This window comes from Photorhabdus akhurstii (assembly GCF_019090985.1).
Classification (GTDB): Bacteria; Pseudomonadota; Gammaproteobacteria; order Enterobacterales; family Enterobacteriaceae; genus Photorhabdus; species Photorhabdus akhurstii.
Map to the genome: position 1 here is coordinate 4,526,011 of NZ_CP020335.1, position 21,160 is coordinate 4,547,170.

The following is a 21,160-nucleotide window of genomic DNA, read 5'->3' on the forward strand; positions in this document are numbered from 1 at the left end:
AGATATGCTATTAATAACCAGAGAAAAACGGCTGTTCAATTCCAAGTTCTCCAATCATTTCTAACCAAAGATCCATTAAACGAGGCGGTAAAATCTGTAGATGGCAATCTGGCCTGGAAGAAATAGTGACTTCCATCATATCGGCATAGACCTCTATATCCATGCTCAATGGTATCTCTTGCGCATCTTCATCGGGTTTCCCAATACGTATTTTTTCAGGCGACAGTTCATAGCCAATAACATTAGGAGACCGTCGTTGATCACCAACGAAATTGAAAGAAATTGCAGGAAGTTCAGGCCATCCAAAGATGGAATTAGGCACCAAGTAAGTCGCAGCATAATCCGCCGCTTTTTCCATCGCGTTATTGAACTCTTGTACCGCATGCTGGAGAGTGCTATCCAACGATGGCTCTGGATCAATATTAAACTTAACTGTGATTGGAAATGATACTGACCCGACAAGATTAGCCACTGAGGTTTCCCAATATCCTACAAAATGAGGACTGACCCACAACAGCATATTCAGGCTGCCCTTCCCAAAAACAGCCGCCAGCGCCTTTAACCAACTACCTAACAATAAATCCGCAACACTGACGCGATGTCGCTTAGCCAAAAGGCGTATCCTATTTAAAGCTTCGCCATCAAGCTGCCTGATTTCTGTGACGGCCTCAGACAATCTGCTAATGGGGAGTGACTCAACACTTCGCCCACCGAGAATATTCAGGGTAGGTTGTTCAACTTGTTGTTCATCATCAGGGATAACAGCTTTTACGATTTGCCGATGTCGTTCATACAACTCAGCACAAAATTGCTCGTAATTTGTGGCACTCTCAAGGGCAAGGGGCTGACCACTCACTGACATTCTGTATGCCTTTGAAAGATCTCGCCATAAGATCCGGCTGGAAATACCGTCACAAACTAAGTGATTGAATATCAATACCAATCTTTGATCACGGGCACAATTGCCATCAAACAGGCAGTAACGCAATAACGGCGGATTTGCCAAATTCATGGCAGCCCTAACCTCAGCAATGTAGTTTGATATTAAGCGTCGGCGATCACATGGACTATCGGTTCGCTCTCTGACTTCAAAAGCTTGATGCAATAATTCACTGTCAGGCGGTACGAAATCCATCTTCATATCCATCCCGCTACCGATAAACCGTGCTCTCAGAATAGAATACTTATTCAATATATATTCAATCGCTACCTTGAGGTGTGCCGGTTCCAATCGCTCCAAGGGCATTAATACTTCACCGACACATAATTGATCAACTCTCAGCGAATATCGCAAATCATATAATTGCCCTAATTGAACACGCATAATATTCACCTTTCCATTGCAAGCCCGACGGGCAGAAACGAAATGTGCAGATTCCATACTCTATCTGCATATAAACTAGTCGAATAACACAGCGTTTACTTTTGACTACCAGAGAAAGCGAACATGCAGAGTAAAAAACGGGAATTGATAGCCCGGCTACCCCGCATGGAATGATAATTTGCGTCATTTATTAAGGTACTAAAAATACAGTGACGATTTTAAAAGTAGCAATAAAAAAGGAAACCTCCACGAATCAATCCAGATATTTGAGCTGGACCAAAATAATTAATACATTATTACTATTAAATAAGTAATCTGGTTAACGTTTTGCTTTAACCATATCCTCACTTTCCGGCTTTTATGAATGCCATAGTTATATAAAATCAACGTGATACTTTCGGCATGGAGATATTAGATTTACTCCGTTATATTTTCCGTTTCTCGTATTAAGTGCCAGACGGTTGTGCCCGGTTCAAGTTGTTCACACAGAAAGTCCAGCCAGGCAATAAACCGGGTCATGCCCTCTTGTTCTTTTAGGCGCTCTGGTCTGACTTGTGGAAGCTATCACCTCTAGTGTTATTTGCTGCCAACCCGCCTAGCTTACAAACTCACTTCGGATGGTAAACAGCAGGCCAAGGAGATCTATGATAAAGCGGGACTCCATCGTCAAGAGCACTCATGTCCTCAATCTGATTGACGATATGGCACTCAGAAAAGCGATCCGAAGTGCCCGAAACTGCACGGAAGCCTATCATCAGCTCTAAAGTAACCAGGTCAGCATTATTTAAATAAATCTAGACATTAATATTTATGTCATACATGATATATCTAACGATGCATCAGTTTTTATTGACTATTTTCAAATAAAGGCTTACTTAGGAATAAGTAACAAAGGAAGAAATGCTATGCAGCATACCACTTACATGGAAATTACAGGGGCAAATCAAGGGTTGTTGTCTAGAAACTGTTCAATGATACCCATAAAGATAAAATACAGGTTAACTACCTTGAGTTATCAAAAGGTATTGATGACTTAAGTTATATAGAAACAATAATTTTAGAAAAAAATTTAGATAGTTCATCCCCTTTATTACTTAATGCTATTGATAAAAACGAAAATTTAGAATTGACTATTTTTCAATATGTTGATGGAAAAATCGCACATGAATTTAAATTTAAAAATGCGTTTATAGAAAGAATAGATACTAAGTTTTTAAACGAAAGTTCTCCTTATGAAAAAATACAAATAAAAATAGCCTGATAACTAACATTAGTGATGGGCGACAAAAAATACCATCGCCCATAAAAAAGAGAGAAGATTATGAAAATGAAAAATAACAACATTTACCTATTAAATAAACTATCACAAAAAGAAAATAAATCTTTAAGAAATGCCTATGAGAAAGAAATGAAATACGTAAGGGATGAGATTGAAAAAGAAAATAAATCTTTAAGAAAGAAATATGAGAAAAAAATTAAATCTTTAAGAGATAAACACGAAAAAAAGATTAAATCGTTAAACGATGAACATCGTGAGGAAAAAATTAAATTGTTAAACGAGGCATATGAGCAAGAAATTAAATTGTTAAACGACTCATATGAGAAGGAAATAAAATTTTCTAACGAGGAATATGAGCAACAAATCAAATCAAAAGATAAATATAATGAATGGCTTAGTGATTTGTTTCGCTGGGATCTACCCACAATAATCACACTCAACTTCATATTCATATTACTATATTTCGCAAGCATATACGCAAGTAATAACAACCCATATGTAATGTTTTACATTTTTGCATCAATATATTTCGTTGCTATAATCCATATACCCATAGTAATATCATTAGATAAAAAAATTAGTTTCCTTTTATACTTAAAGGCAAAAATAATTTACCTTTTCAGTTATTTTCATCTTTCTCATTAAAAAGATATTTATCTAACAGCAAGTATGCTTTAATTGCCGTATTCCCAGTTTTATAAGTAAGCACCGCTTTACTACTGGTAAACATTTTTCTGTTATAATCACTTTCCATATATTTGAATAACCTAACTCCCCCCTTTTCAGTGAACAATCTATGTAAAAGTGGTACTTTTTCAAGACCACTTTTTGTTTCCACAGGTAAGTTTATAATTCTTTTAGAAGGATTAAATTTAGTAAACGCTGCAAACCCAAAATAAATACCAACGCCAAAGTTTACAGTATCATACGCTAATTCCCCAGAACCCTCATCAGCGCCCAAAAAAGAGAATCCTTCTTCTGTAAAATATTTAATGGGATTTACGGGATTAATTTCACCATCTGTAAATTCATACATGATATTGGTTACCCCTTCCACTGTATCGCCAATCCCTGTTACTGTCCCTAAAACTCCCATACCTCTAGACTCCATTTTCTTTACCCCCCCACCTTCGTGCGAAAAGACATAACTCCAGCTCCGAACTGTACAATGCCTCCAATAATTTTTAACCCATTTTTACCATAAAATAGAAATCCATTTCCTGAATATTCTTGAGTCTTTAAATATGTTTTCCTATCTTTTTTTCTTCCTTGTTCATAACCATACCTTTCCGCATCCAATTCCATTCTTATTTCGGCTATGCATCTTTTTATGTCAGCCCAGTACTCCTGGCGCCCTTGATTATAATTATATAAGGCAATTTGAAAATCACTCCTTATCAATCTAACCACCTGACTAATTTCACGTAAATAGTTATTTTTAAGTTCAATATCATCCAACAAATAAGCTGCTGAATATCTGGATATTTTAATTAATTCATCACCATAATAATCAAACTGTTTCATTGACGGCATTATCATTAGTACACCCTCTATTCCCATATACTATAGGAGCTAGTCCCGGCAGTCACATGTTCCCACGTAATAGATTTAAATTTAATGGATAGAGATTCTTCTGGTTGTGCGTCATTATGTGTTATAGAGTTTGGACAAAAGAAATTTATATTAACCAAAGATGCCTCGGTTAATTTAACTTTATAATATAATTCAAGCCCACCACTCATCGAAGTTCGATAAAAGAAAAATTCACATGTTAATATTTCATTTGATGTTAACGCTTGTGATAATAAAGGAGAAGATTTATCGATAGGTTTACGTATATCTATAGGTTGAAAATTCACATTTTGATGCATTGATAAATTGGAAGATAATTCATTAACTAATATTTCATCTTCATGACTTTTTTGATATTTATTACCTATAGACTCTATAGTAGAACATCCGCCAGAGATTGAACCCTATTTCTTTCCTTGTAACTTAAGATAAATAATATTCGCCATCACTATACCCCATATAATTTCCTTAAAAAAAATCATAACATTACAAAAATAACTCAAATAAAACATTAAAAATAAAAAAATTATCTTATCTATAAATTCAGATACCCATGACCCATTATGTTAAACGGACGATTTTAGACACTAAAAATACCCGTTAAGTACGTTAAAAACACCCGTGAGTGATTTTAAGATCAAACACATCCTGAAAGTTTAGAACGGTTTTACGACTTTTGAGTGCGTCTTTAACATCTCAATTTAGGGTTTTATCCGGGTACTGGTAAAAAGGGTCACTGGGTTGAATATCAAGGCGAAACCCAAGCGTACCCATGAAGCTAAATGAGGAAGGGAGCCAGCAAAAATGCGGCTCCCTTATTCAACCATTAACTTCTGATTAAGAAACGATGGATGCAATCAATCCTACTCACCTATTTCACTGATGATGAACCGCAGCATGAGATGCATCACTCAATGAGGAGCGGCGGAAATTGAACCACACCAACGCCGCCATCATCAGGAGAAACAGGGACGCAACGCCCATCACAGAAAAAACAGCATCGTCGAACGCTGACTTAGCGAGGCTGACCAAAGCTTGCCCGGCATCCGGCGCCATATCTTTTGCCGCAGTCAGTGCGCCATCAATACCATCTTTAGCAATATCGTAGACTGGAGAATCCACTGGAATGTCAATGAAATAGCTATAGATGAATGACATAATGCTACCCATGATCGCAATGCCCAATCCACCGCCCAATTCATAGGAAACTTCTTCAACCGACGCCGCCATACCTGCCCGATTTGGCGGCGCTGCCTGCATGATAGTCGTGGATGCAGCGGTCATTGTTGCTCCAAGACACATACCGAGCGCAAAAAAGCAAGCTATCTGCACAGGCAGAGGTGTTGAAAAACTCGCCATGAGCGCCAGTATGGCAATGGAATACATCAATAACGAGGTTATGAGGAATCGAGCACTGCCCAAACGAGGAAGAACCCAACCACTCACCGGGCTTGCAACAATCGCGCCCAATGAGAATGGCAGAAAATATAGCCCGGATTGCAAAGGCGTTAATGACAATACCAGTTGCAAACGCTGGCTTAACACCAAATTAAGGCCCATCAAACAGGCGGAAGCCACCAGCCCGGCGATAACCGCCGATGAGAAAGCCGGGCTTTTGAACAGGTCAAAATCAATCAACGGATGCACGCTACGTTTTTGCCGTCGAATAAACAACGCCAGAAAACCTATCGTCAGGGTGAAAGTGACCAATATTGCGATATAGGAGGGCTGCCGTTTGGCAAATTCCTTGATAGCATAGGCGAAGCTTATCAAGACAACCATGATCTGCAAGGAGCCAATAAGATCCCACGGATGAGACGAATCTGTTTTCGCCGTTGGGACAAACAACCATGACAGAATGAGTGTCAAAATCACCAAAGGAACGTTGATCAGAAACACTGATCCCCACCAAAAATATTCAAGCAATAAGCCGCCAATCAGGGGGCCTATCGCCGCGCCGCCAGAGGCAACCGCAGTCCAGATCCCAATGGCAAATGATTTCTCATCTTCATCTTCGAATGTCAAAGCGATAATCGACAGTGTGGCAGGCATCATGATGGCCGCCCCAACCCCTAATAACGCCCGAGCAACAACCAACATCTCCGGCGAATAAGAGTAGGCCGCCGCCAGGGATGAGAAGCCAAAGATGATGAGACCGTAAACAAACAACCGCTTATGCCCGATGCGATCTCCCAAGGTACCCGCACCTAGCAACAACCCAGAGACGATAAGAGGATAGATATTCACTATCCATAACTTTTCCGTTGTATTCGCCCCCAAACTGTGGGTCAGACTCGGTAACGCGGTATATAACACTGTCATATCGATAGCAACCAGCGATAACGCGACTGAAACAGCAGTGAGCACCCACCATTTCTTTATTGTATTCATTTCATTCATCCATTCTTATACCCGTCATCTCCAGGAAATTCTGTGTCATCTAGACACAATGACTCTCATACTCTTGCAATAAATCGTTAACGTTAACGCTAAGAGTGATATCGCGTTTCAACTTTTTGTTTAATTCCGTTTCTGTTACCCCCTGAATAGTGCCTTGATCAACGAGCTTAGCCACTCGACTACGTGACAATGCAAGCTTTTTGGTCAAGATTGAGATCAATCTGATAGGAATGGGATATTCAAGCTGTATTGTGATCTCTGCCGCTGGAATTTGAGCGATGTCATGAAGCTCTTTACCTTCGATGATAAAGTCAGGAGCCGCGCCGAGTTCAGCTCTATTCTTTGCCAATACGCGATAATCAAACGCATACCGTCGTATTTCATCTTGATCATTATGCAAAAACCGTTCATACAAATTGCTTTCCAATTTGTTGACATGAATCCTGGAAAAAATATCAATATTCCAAGTGTAATCACACTTTTCGCATTTATAGATACTCCACACATCTAAGACTTTTTTTTGCGCATTAACCCTAAAAGTGCCGGCTGGATAAAACTCCTTTTTTACTTCACAGCCAGGGCAACGTTTCAAAATGGCCTGATAGCCTACAGGCCTTACTAACCAGATAACATTTCTATTTGTCATGATAGATCCAAGTTTAAATTGGTTGAGTTAGTTACGGCTAAATTGGTTAATTTCAGATCTGATTTTGATGATATTCTATAACATCAGATCTTGAAACCCTTTATCAATTCGTTGCTTAGGGGGCAGAGAAACAGAAGACAGAAGACAGAAGACAGAAGACAGAAGACAGAAGACAGAAGACAGAAGACAGAAGACAGAAGAGCTTGACGTGAATTTATAAGACTGCAAGCAATGTTTTTTCGAAGGCGTTCTGAATTCTGCATCAGACGCCGTTCATTTCGGGATATCAGCACCATAATAGTTATAATGGGAGAATTTCACCGACTGAATACGAAAAGCTAATGGGAAAAGGCTATGCGAGTGTCATGATTTTGTGAGCCACTACAAGTTAGCTTTATCGGGAAACAGTGCAGTTAAGATGATATTGTTCATGCAATTGCGGATATAATTAATATTTGAGTATGAATATGAGCAAAAAACTTTTTAGCCAGGAGTGGTTTAAGGCGCTTTTTTTATATTCTTTAAGGATCTTTTGTGGTCGTATACTCCTTTGGTAGTTATTGTTGTGTGGTCATCTATTGCTTTATTCTTTTTCCCAAATGTGTGGGGTTGGTTAACACTCTTTGGTGTTATCGCTATTGTTGTTTGCTTTATAGTTTTTGCGTATATAAGTGAGAGAAGGAAAAGCTAAGCATATATATTTATATGTACTTAGCTTAAGATTACATACAAATTCAAAACAATCCCCTAAGAGGGAAATTGTTCGTTATCTTACAGTGGCACACCACCTTTCCAGTAACTGATTTATCCAACACGGAGTTTTTTAGCCTGCTTATCAAGCCCCTCAAAGATTGGACCGCTAATGTGACTAGGGAAGTCTTTAGGTAATTCACGCGCAACTTGGTCGATTACAGCTCCTGACATTTCTCCCATCCGCGTCATCAGACTTTCTGCTGTCTCAGTAGAAAATCCAACGTGTTGAGCGGTAGATAAAAAATGACGTGGCTGGATATACGCCCAATTATATTGGCTATTCTTTCCTCGTAATGCCATTGCCATCTTGGCCTTTTTCGGTGCTATCCCCTTCGTCGCAAAAATAGGGTAAGCCGACAACACATCGTAAAGTGGTGTCATCTTGTACGCTGATTCAGGCTGAATGAACATACTGAAATTTTTGCCATGACCATCAATCGCCGCCAACAGCCAGAACAGGATCTGAGACTTGAAGAACGTTTCTCTGTCCTGAGTTGGTTGTAGAGAACCGAGCAACAGCTTCATAGCGTCTGCAATGCCAGGTCCACCATCCGATTCATATTTGAGTGCCGGAGCAATACCTAGAGCCTGGCAAAGGTCTTCCTGTGGAAGACGCATTAGCCAATTCCCATCAGATGACCATCGACGGTCGAAACGTTCAACAATCAATACTTTCAGCTTTCCGAAGGTTGCCAATTCGGCATTAGCTACAGGGAGGCCAAATGCCTTAGCAATCTTTAGGCAAAGCCATTCGTTTTCACAGCTTTCTCTGAGATCAATATTGTTTTGCTCTATCCGACCAATTGGCAGTTTGAAGATATGGCTCGTGGGTGTACTTCCTTGGGGGCGTTGCCAGCATTCCTGATGCCAGAGAAGCGCGGTTTTTTCTTGAGCTCCGGCTAATGAGATCCTGAAATCATCTCGCTCTGTCATTCCCAACGGGAAGCTTTGATACCCTTCTAGCAGCTCGATAATAGCATCATCATTAAGCGGTTCACCAACCATATCACTGACGGGAGGGATGTCCGCTCCTTCTGGATAAAGCTGAATGGCCCCTACACAGTCCCTTCCCACACTAGCCAATAGATCAAAAGGATGCTTGCTTTGTACCTTGAACCGAGCCTGTATCCTGGCAATAACCGCATCAGAATCTGGTAATAAGTTATCGAAGAAATTAAATACCTCTTTGCCTCTATGCCGTTGGGTGCTAAGAGGGATTGAAAGTGAAATGGCACGAGCGCCATTCAGGAGCAACCACTCATCTTTGTACTGAAATGACATCGCACCAGTGCCATCACGAAATAGCGTTCCGACCTCAAAACCATTAAGCGCAACCGTCAACGCCTTCATCGATTACCACTCCTCTTTCCAACCGGTGCTCGTTCTTTGTGAATTCCCGCGCTCTGATACATGGAGCTCCAGTTCCAATGCGGAGAGTAACTTGAACAAGGTTTCCATCTTACTGCCCTCTGGATACTTCTCGAATCCCGATACAGTGCTCTGTTTAATACCGACCCGATCAGCCGTTTCCCGCTGAGTCAATTTGCTTTTTTTACGGGCCTCTCTCATTGCGAGTGCGAGCATTGCTGGTGATGTGATCTTCATAATTATCCCCTATGACGGATAAATACAAAATATACCCTGTAGAGGATAAATTCAAGTTTATCCCCTATAAAGGATAAGAAAAAAATATCCCCTGAAAGGGATATATCGACTATTTGAAGAGAAGGTAAACCTGACCCACGCTACCGCAGGTCAGGCACATCACTGTGATCCTCCTTTATAGAAAGGAGAACAATCATTACTCACGCTTTGGACAATCAATCACGTCGAAATTTTTGCTGTAGCAAATGTACAATTCATCACTATTGATCTGAATGGTTTTTCCCTTCAATGATGGGTTATTTTTCTGGAGGAACTTAATTAATTGTTCATTAGATGGACGATTACTCGGCAATACCAACTCATCGAACAGCTCCTGCTGTTTACTGAAAAATTGATCTGGCGTTGCAAACGCGCAAACACCATGTTTTTCCCACTCGCCTTGCAACAGATCTGCCCCGGGAGAAGCGCACAGATAAGGTTCAATCACCTGATAATCCAGTTGTGGCAAATCCCCTTTGCAAAGACGTGGATGTTTGCGAACATCAGACCAATCACGGCACTGCGCCATTGATTTACCGTTGCAGGTTTGCGCCCATAAGCCGTGAATGACCCAACTAAATTTGTTTTCGGAGAAGCATTGCAATTCAAACTTTTCATATTCACGCTGCGCCTCAGCAAGTTTGTTACTACTTTTCAGTTTATTAATATTCTTTTCTTTGCTCTTACAAAATGCTGGAGAATAACTAATAGCCAGTTTGAAATAATCTGTCGATGCAGTTGCATTCTGACCATAACGGTCATTTTTGGCAACGAAGTCATAATCTTTCGGCGGAGTAGCAGGTAAGATACAAGATGCACCCTCTTCCAATGTTGCTCGAAACTCTAACGAGTCAGCCACTCCTGTTACTTCTGGTTGTTTCGCACAGCCAACAACCAGTAAAACGACTATTGCTGATAATAAATTAAAAAAACGCATCTTAATTCCTTATGGGAAATGATTTCCCTGTTGATGGTAAGCAAATAAAAACCTGCCCAAATCAGGGCAGGCGTAGGACAGTTAAAATTATTTTTTTTCAGTTAGATCAATTTGATATACCGCAAAACCGATATCATCGTTTGCCAAATATTTCATCGGGTATTGAGAAAATGCTTTGATAAACTTCGCCGCTTTCTCACTTGGAGACGTTTCAAAACGGATATCCAGTTGCTTATCAGTTTTGATTGGCATAATCGACCAATTATTCTCGGCGTTAGTCTCTACCATCCCTTTCTGTTTAGACATTTTGACAATGTAAGCCGCCAAAATAGCGCGGTTCTCATCCGGTGAAGCGAATGCGATGTGATCTTCGCCTGTACCGGCAAATTTACCGCCATAGGCGCGGTAATTATTGGTAGCAACGAGAAATTTAGCTTGAGGATCGATCGGTTTACCCTGGTAAGTCAGTTCTTTGATACGGTTCGCCCCTTGATTGATGATCTGGCAATCAACGTCATATTTAGCAGGCTGAGTCAGATCAATCTTATAATTCACGCCACTGATCATGTCGAAGTTATAAGTACGGAAGCCGCTCCAGTTCAACAGATACTGTGGTTGAGTTGAATTTGGATCAATCTGGTTATACATACCGGCCGAACACTCCAGCCATTCAATCACATCAGCGCCGGTGACTTTAACGACCACCAGTGTATTGGAATAGAGATACAAATCTGCTGCATTGCGGAAGGTTAAATCGCCTTTTTCAACTTCAACAAACTCTGCCGGCGCATTTTTACGTCCACCCACTTTGAATGGCGCTGCGGCGGCCAGAACCGGAATATCCGCTAAATCAGGATCACCCTGAATGAAATGCCGAACGTAATCTGCTTGTGCATCATTCACGATTTGCACTGTCGGGTCACTTTGAATCAAAGCCAGATAGCTATACATATTGGCGGAAGCTTTACCAATAAATTTACCCACAAAACTCTGTGTTCCCTGATGAGCTTGATCGACAATGTGCGCCAACTCACTATCGCTCTCAACCAGTGCCTTTTTATTCACTTTGTCATAAATCGGGCGCGCTTCCGCTGTTGCCTGCGCCACTTTCCATGTCCCGCCCTCGTTGTCGATAACCATATCAACAACGCCTAAATGATCACCCCATTGGCCGGGCATAACGGCCGGAATACCGTTAACCGTACCTTTGGCAACATCAACGCCTTTAATGTCTGCAAATTCTTCACTTGGGAACACCCCGTGCGAGTGACCAAACATAATCGCATCAATGCCTTTAACTTCACTCAGGTAATAAACCGAATTCTCAGCCATTGCCTTATAAGGCTCCTTGGAAAAACCGGAGTGAGGAATAGCAATAATCAAATCTGCCCCCGCTTTTTTCATTTGAGGAACAAATTTTTTCGCAGTTTCAGTAATATCGTTAACGACCACTTTTCCATCCAGATTGACCTTATCCCAAATAACAATCTGTGGCGGTACAAAGCCGATATAGCCGATCTTAATGGTATGGTTTTTACCCTCCCGGTCTTTCACCGGCGTATCAACAATAATATAGGGGGTGAAATAGTTCTTACCGGTTTTCGCGTCCATGATGTTGGCATTGATATAGGGGAACTTCGCGCCAGCAATAGCTTTTTTCAGATAATCCAAACCAAAGTTAAACTCGTGATTACCAAAGTTACCCACGGTATAACCCATTGTATTCATTAACTGATGTGCTGGATGAGACTCCCCTTTTTTAAGGCCCTTTGCCGCCACGTAATCCGCCAGTGGACTACCTTGAATCAAGTCACCGTTATCGACCAAGATGGTGTTGGAAGCTTCCGCTTTAGCTGCTTTAATTAAACTCGCTGTGCGTACCAAACCAAATTGTTCCGTAGGCTTATTCTTAAAATAATCAAAGTCAATCAGGTTACTGTGAACATCAGATGTTTCCATTACCCGCAAATCAACTGTTGCAGCATGGACATTACATGCGACCAATAAGGTTAATGTGGAGACTTTCAACACATTGTTAACCATTTCACACCTCTTTTTTAGGCTAGTTTAGAGAAACTAAAATCAGTTCTCTTATCACTGTCAACTTATAAGTACAGACAAGTTCTCGTTTCCAGAACCATCTGTTTTTTATTTTCATAAGCTGGATTGTCGCTGTGCACATCATCATATGCCGTTTCAACGAACAAACGCAGGCTATTGTACTGAGAAATTGTTAAACGTTTATCTCAACCAACGAGATAACTCTGTTTTTTTATAGTTAGGGCCTTTTCATTTTTAACACGCAGAGAGTTACCCGCGCATACCACTTTGCCAGGATCTCACTCCTTCTTTTTGTCACTAACACGATAAAATCTGCTCTTCATCCACCTTTAACAGTACTCCATTTCAATTAAGTCAGAATAAAATATCTATAATACTTTATATTTAATTATTAGCTTTATTTCTGAACAAAAATCTCGCTATTCTGTTTAACCAGGTAAAATATTCAGGCTAATAAATACCACTCATAATATTACTGTATAAAATAAAATTACTAACAAATTGAAAATATTTTTAAGCAATTAATTATTACCCATATTAGGTCTACTTATATAAATTCTTACGGCATTTAATTGTAAAGCAATTGTTAATTTACATCAAAATAACTGAAAGCTTTTAGTTAAAAAAGTTACTTTATTAACATTTCAATTTTTCGATGTGATTTTTAGCCACTTAATCTATTGCAACTATATAATAAATAAAACAAAAATTATTTTCGTGATAAAATGCACAATTATATCGTTAAATACACAGATAATTACAATTATTTGTGATAATAATCACATTGTCAGGTAACTTGATCTTTTTAATTGAATTTTATTAATTACCTTATTCATGAAAAAATCATTTAACAGATTAAAACTTTAACAATTATATTTAATATAAATTAATTTTAACTCTAAAATAATAAGATATTAAAAAGCATAAAAAAACAATGTTATTTATTTCACATAAAAATAATCTAAAAAATTAATTTTTATTATTTTTATGTTAAAAACAAATCTATATCAAAGATATTATAAAAATAAAAAATTCATTTTATTAATTAAACTTAAAATTTAAAAAAAACAATTAAAGAAAAAAACAAAATTAATTTACAAATAAAATTCAGAATAATCTCATCACATTGATATAAAAGAAAAAAAGTATAAAATTTATTTTTAGCATTATATTTCTTCAATAAATTGAGCTACACTAAATTCCTATAAATGACTTTTCTACTCAGCATGACACATTCATCAATGTCGCCACCATCTCACTCAATTCAGCAATGAAGAGAAAATAAAAAAATTTATGTCAGCCACTTGACCAGAAACAATAATTACATTAATTTTATTTAACATTAGAAAGCGCATCATTAAACTTTATCATTTCAGCACTTCAGTAGAGCCGAAAGAATTTAGAATAAGTTTATAGTAATAATTAATTAGCTAGAACTAGCGTTAACTATTCATTCATTTTAAAGAAGTTTTAAGGTTAATCGCTGATATCAAAACAAAAAATATAAAATAATCTAACATTTTCAAGCATTTTTTCTCATCAGGATTACTGAGGATTTCCTGACAAGTTGATAACACCTCTACCGTCTTTATTCATCACCATTAACCCTAAAATAATCAAAACATTATGATGGAGGTAACTGCAAATGAAATGGTATGTCAAGGAAGCCCTCGAAATTAATCAGGCTATACCATACAAGGAATCAATCAATATCGAAGCGGGTTTTGGACCAACAGGACTGCCACACATAGGAACCCTTTGTGAAATCCTCCGTGCCAATCTCATCAAAACCGAATTGGAGAAAGCAGGCAGAACAGTTAATTTTTATCTCATTTCAGATGATTTGGACCCTTTCAGAAAAGTGCCTCTGAATATTCCAAATGCTGAAACATTAACGCCTTATTTAGGCCAACCGATAAGTAAGGTGCCGGACCCTTTCGGCAATTTCCCGTCATTCTCTGAAATGGCGGAATATCAACTCATGAAGCTCGCCGCAGAATATGAAATAGAGTGTCAACTAGTCAGAAACTCTTTAGCCTATCAAAATGGCGATTACAATGACGGAATCAAACTATTTCTGCAAAATTTCTCAGTAATAAACCAAATATGCAAGGCATCGACGGGATCTTTAAGACAAAGAACCTACAGCATGATCATGCCCATTTCTGAAAGAACCGGTGCGGTACTTGAGCATATCATAGTCACAGGTGTGAACCCTGCGTCAGGAGAAATAACCTATTACATACCTGGTGATGAAGTCATTAATAAACCCGGTTATGAATATGGCGTAGAAATTCGGGAATTCTATAAAAATGAGATATTAGATCAAGAGCAAACTATTTCGGTACTAAACGGTAAATCTAAACTTCAATGGAAAGCAGACTGGGGTATGCGCCTCCTTGCCAGGAACATTCATTTTGAAATGCATGGTGAAGATCTGCTGGCTTCCGCCGCCGTTGCTCGCCAGATCGCGGGAGCATTAAACAGGCCAACTCCACGTTTTTACAAATATGGGCTTTTCCTCGATGATTCAGGTAAAAAAATATCGAAGTCGAAAGGAAATAGTTTCTCTTTGGATGATATTCGCCATCTGCTTACACGAGACGCAATTCGCACTTATCTCTCAAAAGAGCCACAGAGATCATCTAAGTTTTATGTCGCGCTGGCGCCACATCTCAATGATCAAGTGAATATTTCGCAAAAAGATAGAAAACGATTATCTTTTTCGAAGATAGCAAGAATATTACACGCTTCAAAACCGGCGAGTAAACTCGCTGCTGAAAATTTTTTAAATTGCTATAAAAAACCGGGAGAATCCATTTCAAATCAGGAATTGGAAATAAGTTATAATTATTATATCAGGACATGTAAAAATGAAAACCAAGGGTTACAAGACATTAAAGAAGAAAATTATTTCTCAGACATTGCCAATTCAATAAGTTCAGGAGAAATATCCACTAAAGATCAACTTTTCCAACGTATAATCAGTACATATGAAGACCATTTTTCAGATGATGAATCATCCCAAATATGGTCTCTGCTCTATCGAGGGTTATTTGGCGATACCAAAGGCCCACGAATTAAAACATGGTTAGATTTAAATTGCATGCAGCATATTCTAACCCATTTTAACAATCCATATAAAAAACCAATCCCCAAAAAATGAGGAGAATATCGTTAATAACGAAATTAATAGACATCAAAAAGAGAGATTAATAAACAATAGCATCGAGGAGGACCAAATATATATGACTAAGTTATACAGTAAAATTAACTTCACCGAAATCAGAAAAAAATGTGATGAACTTTCCTCAGCTTTACAGAAGAATCGCGAGGCGCTAGTTGAAGCACTCTCTGGCTATCAATGTAAAAACGTCACCGAAGATGAAATTCTCCGTTCAATAGACGTCTTGAATAATATTGAGAACAACAGAGCGTATTTCAAAAAGAAAATTTATGGTGTGACATCATTCCTCCCACTTAATCAACCCATTTACGCTTCGGTATGTTTTGGTTTTATCCCTTCACTTATGGCAGAAAACGTGTGCATACGTCCGCCGACAGCAATGCACACACATTACAGAAAATTTGAGGAGGTTATTAATTTATCCGAATTTTCTCCGACATTATCTATTTCTTATGAAGATAAGGAGTTATTTTTAAGTCAACGAGTAAAAATAACGGATGCGGTAATCTTTACGGGAACGCCAGAGAATGCACTCAAAGTCCGTAAACATTTCAGAAAGAACACCTTATTTATTCTTAATGGCGCCGGTCATAATCCACTTATTATCTCAAAAGATGCAGACATTAATCTGGCCGTTGAAAGTGCAAAACGAGTCGTTCTTTACAATCAAGGGCAGGATTGCGCGGGTCCAAACGCTATATTAGTACACAATGATATATACGATTTATTCAAGCAACGATTAATCTCTGATTTGAAGAATATTGAAGACAAAATTGGACCTTATAGTGACTATAAGAATATCGTCGGCCCCAATAGCGATATCGATCACAGTATAAAAATTGCTTCAGTATTTAAAGTAAATAGACCCTATTGCACCTATGGAGGAGAAGTTAATCCCATCAATGGCATGATAAAACCGACGGTTTTCGAGAAAGAATTATCATTAGGAGGTAATTATAAAGAATTTTTTGCCCCGGTTTTCTTCTTACAAAGATATTATCAGGATCAAGATTTAATCCATTATTTTTCTGATCCCTTATATTCTGCTAATGCGATGTATATATCTTTGTTTGGTACCAGTGACTATATCCATCATCAACTCAGCGAACGCCTTCACCTGCCAGATAGTATTCTGAGCAATACTGACTTACATCTGGAAGAACACGGTTATCTTCCCTATGGCGGTCAAGGGCCGGCGGCTTCATGCCTTTGGTATGAAGGAAATCGGATTAGCGGCAGTACATTGCCACAGCGTGACATATACCACTATTTAATTGAACCCTTTGATCCCCTTCCCACGCCAAAAGGTGAAAAACGTCGCTGCGTTCAAGCGGGAATTTAAACCACTCCGGTGAATCCTCTTATTTCAACGGATGACCTGACCGCGCCGTACTTTCCACAAGTAAGCACGGCGTGTCTTAGCGATTAATACAATCACGAAACCGCCAAGCAAGATAATTGACACAAGATACTAGGGCTTATCCCTGTGATTCGCTATCATGCTACCTTATGTTGGTCATGCTCACCGATTCATTGAGCAAAAATATGGGGTAATTTTATGTTGTGGTTCAAAAATTTAATGATTTACCGTTTAAACCGGGAAATTTCACTTTCTGCGGATGAACTGGAAAAACAATTGAGTCCGTTAGCATTCACCCCATGTGGCAGCCAAGATATGGCAAAAACAGGTTGGGTGCCACCAATGGGTTCACACAGTGACGCCTTCACCCATGTCGCAAATAACCAAATTCTAATTTGCGCCCGTAAAGAAGAGAAGATGTTGCCTTCACCTGTTATCAAACAAGCACTACAGGCAAAAATTGAAAAACTGGAAGGAGAACAACATCGCAAACTTAAAAAAACAGAGAAAGACTCTCTGAAAGATGAAATATTGCATACCCTGCTACCACGGGCATTTAGCCGATTCAGCCAAACTTATATTTGGATCGATATCGCCAACAATCTGATCGTTGTTGACGCTGCCAGTGCTAAACGGGCCGAAGATAATTTGGCATTATTGAGAAAAAGCTTGGGTTCTTTACCTGTTGTTCCCCTGACATTTAAAGACCCAATAGAATTAACCCTGACAGAATGGGTACGTTCCGGTGATCTGCCAGCAGGTTTTGCTTTAATGGATGAAGCCGAATTAAAAGCTATTTTGGAAGAAGGCGGCGTGATCCGTTGTAAAAAACAAGATTTGGTTTCTGATGAAATCGCTACTCATATAGAAGCTGGCAAATGTGTCACCAAATTAGCGCTCGATTGGGAAGAGCGTATTCAATTTATGTTGTCAGATGATGGCGCTTTCAAGCGCATAAAATTCAGTGATACTCTGCGTGAACAAAATGATGACATTGATCGGGAAGATTTTGCCCAACGGTTTGATGCTGACTTTATTCTAATGACCGGCGAATTGAGTGCGCTGATTAAAAGCACCATTGAAGCGCTGGGTGGCGAAGCGGAAAAATAACCTCAATTTTTAATACTATTTGCCGCTTTGAACTATTTTTCAAAGCGGTATTTTATGCCTTCCTCAATTCAAGGCCAGATATTTTTTAAAAAGACTCCCTTTTCATACTACCAGCAATATCTTCTTTAATTTACTCTGAAAAAATCATTTGGAGAACAATCAATTCAAAATTGGAAAGTAAGCCATCGCACCAATCAACGAAATAGAGGAAGCACGTAACTTTATTTCAGCAAAAACCGCCATCCATCCTAGTACAATACGAAGCTACCGCAAAAGTTAACCTTTATCAGCTAAGATCTATGTTCCCATGCCAAGCGTATATCCTCCATAACTCCATATTGATTTATCCGTTTAACCACGCTTATCTCTATAAAAAATTATAGTAAATAACATTATTAAATGTAACATGTAACTAAAGTTATATTATTCACCGATAATTTACCAAAAGTAGTTTTTTTAATTGTTATTAAAATATATACAACAATTTTAATTTTTTTATGGCAATATTGTTTTGACAATAAACAAACCTTAATATAAAAATAAATAATTACATGAAGTTACATTACTATTATATATCGAAATACAACTCTCATTTTAGTCAAAAACGTCTTAATTCTCCCTCATCTAACACAGGCAGGATATCTTGACGAAAAACTTGAGTTTATCCTCAATCTGACACAGGTAAAAACAGATGAATAAAAAATTTCATGAGGCAAATCGTTTATCGTGGAATGCCGCTACTGTTGCCCATAATAGTCATAAAGGTGATCAAGCCGCTTTTTTCAGGCAAGGCGGCAACACACTCTATCCAGAGGAACTATCACTACTAGGTGATATAAAAGATCTAAATATCTTACACCTGCAATGTAATTCTGGTCAGGATACTTTAAGTCTGGTGAAATATGGCGCCAATGTAACTGGGGTTGATATTTCTGATGAAGCAATTAATTTCGCCCGTCAGCTATCCAGCGATAGTGGCATTCCGGCCCTATTCCACCGAGCGGATATTTTTGATTGGATGGAACAAGCCATTACAGAAAATTTGAAATTTGATCGGATTTTCTGTTCTTATGGTGTATTAGTTTGGATTTCTGACCTAAAAAACTGGGCCCGACTTATTTCACAATTATTAACACCAGAGGGAAAATTTGTATTGATTGAATTTCATCCATTCTCCCTCTATTTTAATGCGCAATGGAAGCCTCATTATGACTATTTCAGGGAAGGCGCAGTCATTGATGAAGGCGGAGTTCACGATTATGTCGCTAAATCCGTCGAAACCCTCTATCCAGGTGAAGTGATAGAAGAAGGTGTTAAAGATTTCCAGAACCCTCACTATACTTATGAATTTTACTGGGGAATCAATGAAGTACTCAATGCTCTGATACAAGCAGGATTACGAATTGAACAGTTCAATGAATACCCTTACTCAAATGGATGGAGTGGATTTGAAGGCATGCGTAATATCGGTGGCGGAAAAATGGTACAGCCGGAAGGAATGCCTCGTATGCCATTAATGTATGGTGTGCTGGCAGGGAAATAATCAGACAACCCTCGTAACAATCGCCAGTCTGTTGCTCAGTATCACCTTACTGGCGATAATACCGACGTATTCCAAAACTAAATAACAGAATTAAAGCTATTTACCGTAATCCTACAAATCCAATTAGGTATTCAATGAATTCAGTTAAAAAAGGCTATCAACCGCCTTTCTCAATTACAGCTAAAATGATCCAGTTAGTTGCTGAAATCAGTGAGAATATCGGGCGGTTAAGCACAGAACAGGAGCAAATAAAAGCCCAGAGATTAAGACGTATCAATCGGATACGCACAATTCACGGCTCACTAGCAATTGAAGGTAATTTACTTGATGCAAGCCAAATCGCAGCCATTATTGAAGGAAAGCGAGTTATTGCACCGATCAGTGAAATACAAGAAGCGCGTAACGCTATCTTGGCTTATGAAAAGCTCAACCATTGGTATTTCACATCAGAGCAAAACTTACTGGAAGCCCATTATGTTCTGATGAAGGAGTTGCTAGATAATGCCGGCAGTTATCGACACAGCGGCGTCGGTGTAATGGATGGAGAAAAAGTCATTCATATGGCTCCACAAGCAAACCGGATTCCAAAGCTGATGGGTGACCTTTTTCACTGGTTAGGCTCTACTGATATTCATCCACTTATTGCCAGTTGCATTTTCCATTACGAATTTGAATTCATTCATCCATTTGCCGATGGAAACGGCAGAATAGGCCGGTTATGGCAAACATTGATTTTAAGCCACTGGAATCCATTATTTGAATTTATTCCCGTTGAAAGTCTGGTTCATGAACATCAAGCTCATTACTATCAAGCAATTAATTTCAGTAGCCAATTCGTTGATTGTGCGCCATTTATTGAGTTTATGCTACATATGATCCGTGATGCAATTCTGACATCTACCCATCATGCTACCCATCATGCTACCCATCATGCTACCCATCATGCTACCCATCATGCTACCCATCATGCTACCCAACAAGTTAAACAACTAATTATGGTATTGAAAGGGGAAATGAACCGTGGGCAACTGCAATCAGCCCTTGGATTAAAAGATCGTAATTCATTCCGACAGCGCTATTTGCAACCCGCACTAGCAGAAGGATTAATTGAAATGAGCCATCCAGAAAAACCTAGCAGCCCATCACAGCACTATCGTTTGACAGCAAAAGGGATAAATTTAAAAAATCACCACAAATAGTGGAAAATAACCAATTCCTACCTTATCGGAGACTTCGATGAAAACCTGCACAAATAAAATTGGACTATAATATCTACTTAAATATCAATATATTAAAGAAATAATTCAACCATACCAGCGAAACACTAACTCCCTTCACTATTTT

General features: G+C 38.8%; 17 protein-coding genes. 7 read left to right on the forward strand and 10 right to left on the reverse strand.

Annotated elements, in window-relative coordinates; genetic code table 11:
* Positions 1-10: 10 nt before the first annotated feature.
* A complete protein-coding gene (locus B0X70_RS19380; RefSeq protein WP_217470151.1) occupies positions 11-1,381 on the reverse strand; it encodes a condensation domain-containing protein in 1,371 nt (456 codons plus the stop codon).
* Positions 1,382-2,375: 994 nt separating this feature from the next.
* On the opposite strand from B0X70_RS19380, the gene B0X70_RS26005 reads away from it, so the two are divergent.
* On the forward strand, positions 2,376-2,585 hold the full coding sequence (locus tag B0X70_RS26005) for an Hcp family type VI secretion system effector (protein ID WP_377311842.1): 210 nt from the start codon (positions 2,376-2,378) through the stop codon (positions 2,583-2,585).
* Between the two features lie 60 nt (positions 2,586-2,645).
* Positions 2,646-3,248 (forward strand): hypothetical protein, encoded by a 603-nt coding sequence (locus tag B0X70_RS19390; protein WP_217470152.1) that lies wholly within the window; start codon positions 2,646-2,648, stop codon positions 3,246-3,248.
* Here B0X70_RS19390 and B0X70_RS19395 read toward each other — a convergent pair.
* The 9 genes from B0X70_RS19395 to B0X70_RS19435 form a co-directional block, all read right to left on the reverse strand.
* Entirely contained in the window at positions 3,223-3,714 is a 492-nt protein-coding gene (locus B0X70_RS19395; protein WP_217470153.1) for a DUF4225 domain-containing protein, read from the reverse strand. The genes B0X70_RS19390 and B0X70_RS19395 overlap by 26 nt on opposite strands.
* A gap of 5 nt (positions 3,715-3,719) precedes the next feature.
* Entirely contained in the window at positions 3,720-4,127 is a 408-nt protein-coding gene (locus B0X70_RS19400) for a hypothetical protein (protein ID WP_217470154.1), read from the reverse strand.
* A gap of 26 nt (positions 4,128-4,153) precedes the next feature.
* A complete protein-coding gene (locus tag B0X70_RS19405) occupies positions 4,154-4,573 on the reverse strand; it encodes an Hcp family type VI secretion system effector (protein ID WP_246593542.1) in 420 nt (139 codons plus the stop codon).
* A gap of 478 nt (positions 4,574-5,051) precedes the next feature.
* Complete coding sequence (locus B0X70_RS19410) at positions 5,052-6,566, reverse strand: MFS transporter (RefSeq protein WP_217470155.1); 1,515 nt, start codon at positions 6,564-6,566, stop codon at positions 5,052-5,054.
* 49 nt (positions 6,567-6,615) lie between these two features.
* Entirely contained in the window at positions 6,616-7,221 is a 606-nt protein-coding gene (locus tag B0X70_RS19415) for a DUF1062 domain-containing protein (RefSeq protein WP_036808733.1), read from the reverse strand.
* An 804-nt stretch (positions 7,222-8,025) separates the two neighbouring features.
* Positions 8,026-9,324, reverse strand: coding sequence for a type II toxin-antitoxin system HipA family toxin (locus B0X70_RS19420; RefSeq protein ID WP_217470156.1), 1,299 nt, complete (start codon positions 9,322-9,324; stop codon positions 8,026-8,028).
* 3 nt (positions 9,325-9,327) lie between these two features.
* On the reverse strand, positions 9,328-9,579 hold the full coding sequence (locus tag B0X70_RS19425; RefSeq protein ID WP_036778377.1) for a type II toxin-antitoxin system RelB family anti-toxin: 252 nt from the start codon (positions 9,577-9,579) through the stop codon (positions 9,328-9,330).
* A gap of 196 nt (positions 9,580-9,775) precedes the next feature.
* Entirely contained in the window at positions 9,776-10,555 is a 780-nt protein-coding gene (locus B0X70_RS19430) for a ribonuclease T2 family protein (protein WP_217470157.1), read from the reverse strand.
* An 87-nt stretch (positions 10,556-10,642) separates the two neighbouring features.
* Complete coding sequence (locus tag B0X70_RS19435; RefSeq protein WP_217470158.1) at positions 10,643-12,598, reverse strand: bifunctional 2',3'-cyclic-nucleotide 2'-phosphodiesterase/3'-nucleotidase; 1,956 nt, start codon at positions 12,596-12,598, stop codon at positions 10,643-10,645.
* 1,663 nt (positions 12,599-14,261) lie between these two features.
* Between B0X70_RS19435 and B0X70_RS19440 the strand changes: the two genes are divergently transcribed.
* The 5 genes from B0X70_RS19440 (at position 14,262) to B0X70_RS19460 (ending at position 21,015) form a co-directional block, all read left to right on the forward strand.
* Complete coding sequence (locus tag B0X70_RS19440) at positions 14,262-15,782, forward strand: hypothetical protein (protein WP_217470159.1); 1,521 nt, start codon at positions 14,262-14,264, stop codon at positions 15,780-15,782.
* 82 nt (positions 15,783-15,864) lie between these two features.
* Positions 15,865-17,145, forward strand: a complete 1,281-nt coding sequence (locus B0X70_RS19445) for an aldehyde dehydrogenase family protein (RefSeq protein WP_217470160.1) — start codon at positions 15,865-15,867, stop codon at positions 17,143-17,145.
* Between the two features lie 216 nt (positions 17,146-17,361).
* Entirely contained in the window at positions 17,362-18,273 is a 912-nt protein-coding gene (gene rdgC, locus B0X70_RS19450; protein WP_105399777.1) for a recombination-associated protein RdgC, read from the forward strand.
* A gap of 691 nt (positions 18,274-18,964) precedes the next feature.
* Positions 18,965-19,816 carry a class I SAM-dependent methyltransferase gene (locus tag B0X70_RS19455; RefSeq protein ID WP_036808718.1) on the forward strand — a complete coding sequence of 284 codons (852 nt, stop codon included), beginning with the start codon at positions 18,965-18,967 and terminating at the stop codon, positions 19,814-19,816.
* Between the two features lie 134 nt (positions 19,817-19,950).
* Positions 19,951-21,015, forward strand: coding sequence for a Fic family protein (locus B0X70_RS19460; protein WP_217470161.1), 1,065 nt, complete (start codon positions 19,951-19,953; stop codon positions 21,013-21,015).
* The last annotated feature ends 145 nt before the right edge of the window (positions 21,016-21,160 follow it).

Coding starts and splice junctions, on each gene's coding strand:
- B0X70_RS19435 (WP_217470158.1), bottom strand. CDS start 12,598: ATGGTTAACAATGTGTTGAAAGTCTCCACATTAACCTTATTGGTCGCA.
- B0X70_RS19440 (WP_217470159.1), top strand. CDS start 14,262: ATGAAATGGTATGTCAAGGAAGCCCTCGAAATTAATCAGGCTATACCA.
- B0X70_RS19400 (WP_217470154.1), bottom strand. CDS start 4,127: ATGAAACAGTTTGATTATTATGGTGATGAATTAATTAAAATATCCAGA.
- B0X70_RS19380 (WP_217470151.1), bottom strand. CDS start 1,381: ATGGAATCTGCACATTTCGTTTCTGCCCGTCGGGCTTGCAATGGAAAG.
- B0X70_RS19395 (WP_217470153.1), bottom strand. CDS start 3,714: ATGGAGTCTAGAGGTATGGGAGTTTTAGGGACAGTAACAGGGATTGGC.
- B0X70_RS19415 (WP_036808733.1), bottom strand. CDS start 7,221: ATGACAAATAGAAATGTTATCTGGTTAGTAAGGCCTGTAGGCTATCAG.
- B0X70_RS19445 (WP_217470160.1), top strand. CDS start 15,865: ATGACTAAGTTATACAGTAAAATTAACTTCACCGAAATCAGAAAAAAA.
- B0X70_RS19460 (WP_217470161.1), top strand. CDS start 19,951: ATGAATTCAGTTAAAAAAGGCTATCAACCGCCTTTCTCAATTACAGCT.
- B0X70_RS19425 (WP_036778377.1), bottom strand. CDS start 9,579: ATGAAGATCACATCACCAGCAATGCTCGCACTCGCAATGAGAGAGGCC.
- B0X70_RS19410 (WP_217470155.1), bottom strand. CDS start 6,566: ATGAATACAATAAAGAAATGGTGGGTGCTCACTGCTGTTTCAGTCGCG.
- B0X70_RS19390 (WP_217470152.1), top strand. CDS start 2,646: ATGAAAATGAAAAATAACAACATTTACCTATTAAATAAACTATCACAA.
- B0X70_RS19455 (WP_036808718.1), top strand. CDS start 18,965: ATGAATAAAAAATTTCATGAGGCAAATCGTTTATCGTGGAATGCCGCT.
- B0X70_RS19420 (WP_217470156.1), bottom strand. CDS start 9,324: ATGAAGGCGTTGACGGTTGCGCTTAATGGTTTTGAGGTCGGAACGCTA.
- rdgC (WP_105399777.1), top strand. CDS start 17,362: ATGTTGTGGTTCAAAAATTTAATGATTTACCGTTTAAACCGGGAAATT.
- B0X70_RS19430 (WP_217470157.1), bottom strand. CDS start 10,555: ATGCGTTTTTTTAATTTATTATCAGCAATAGTCGTTTTACTGGTTGTT.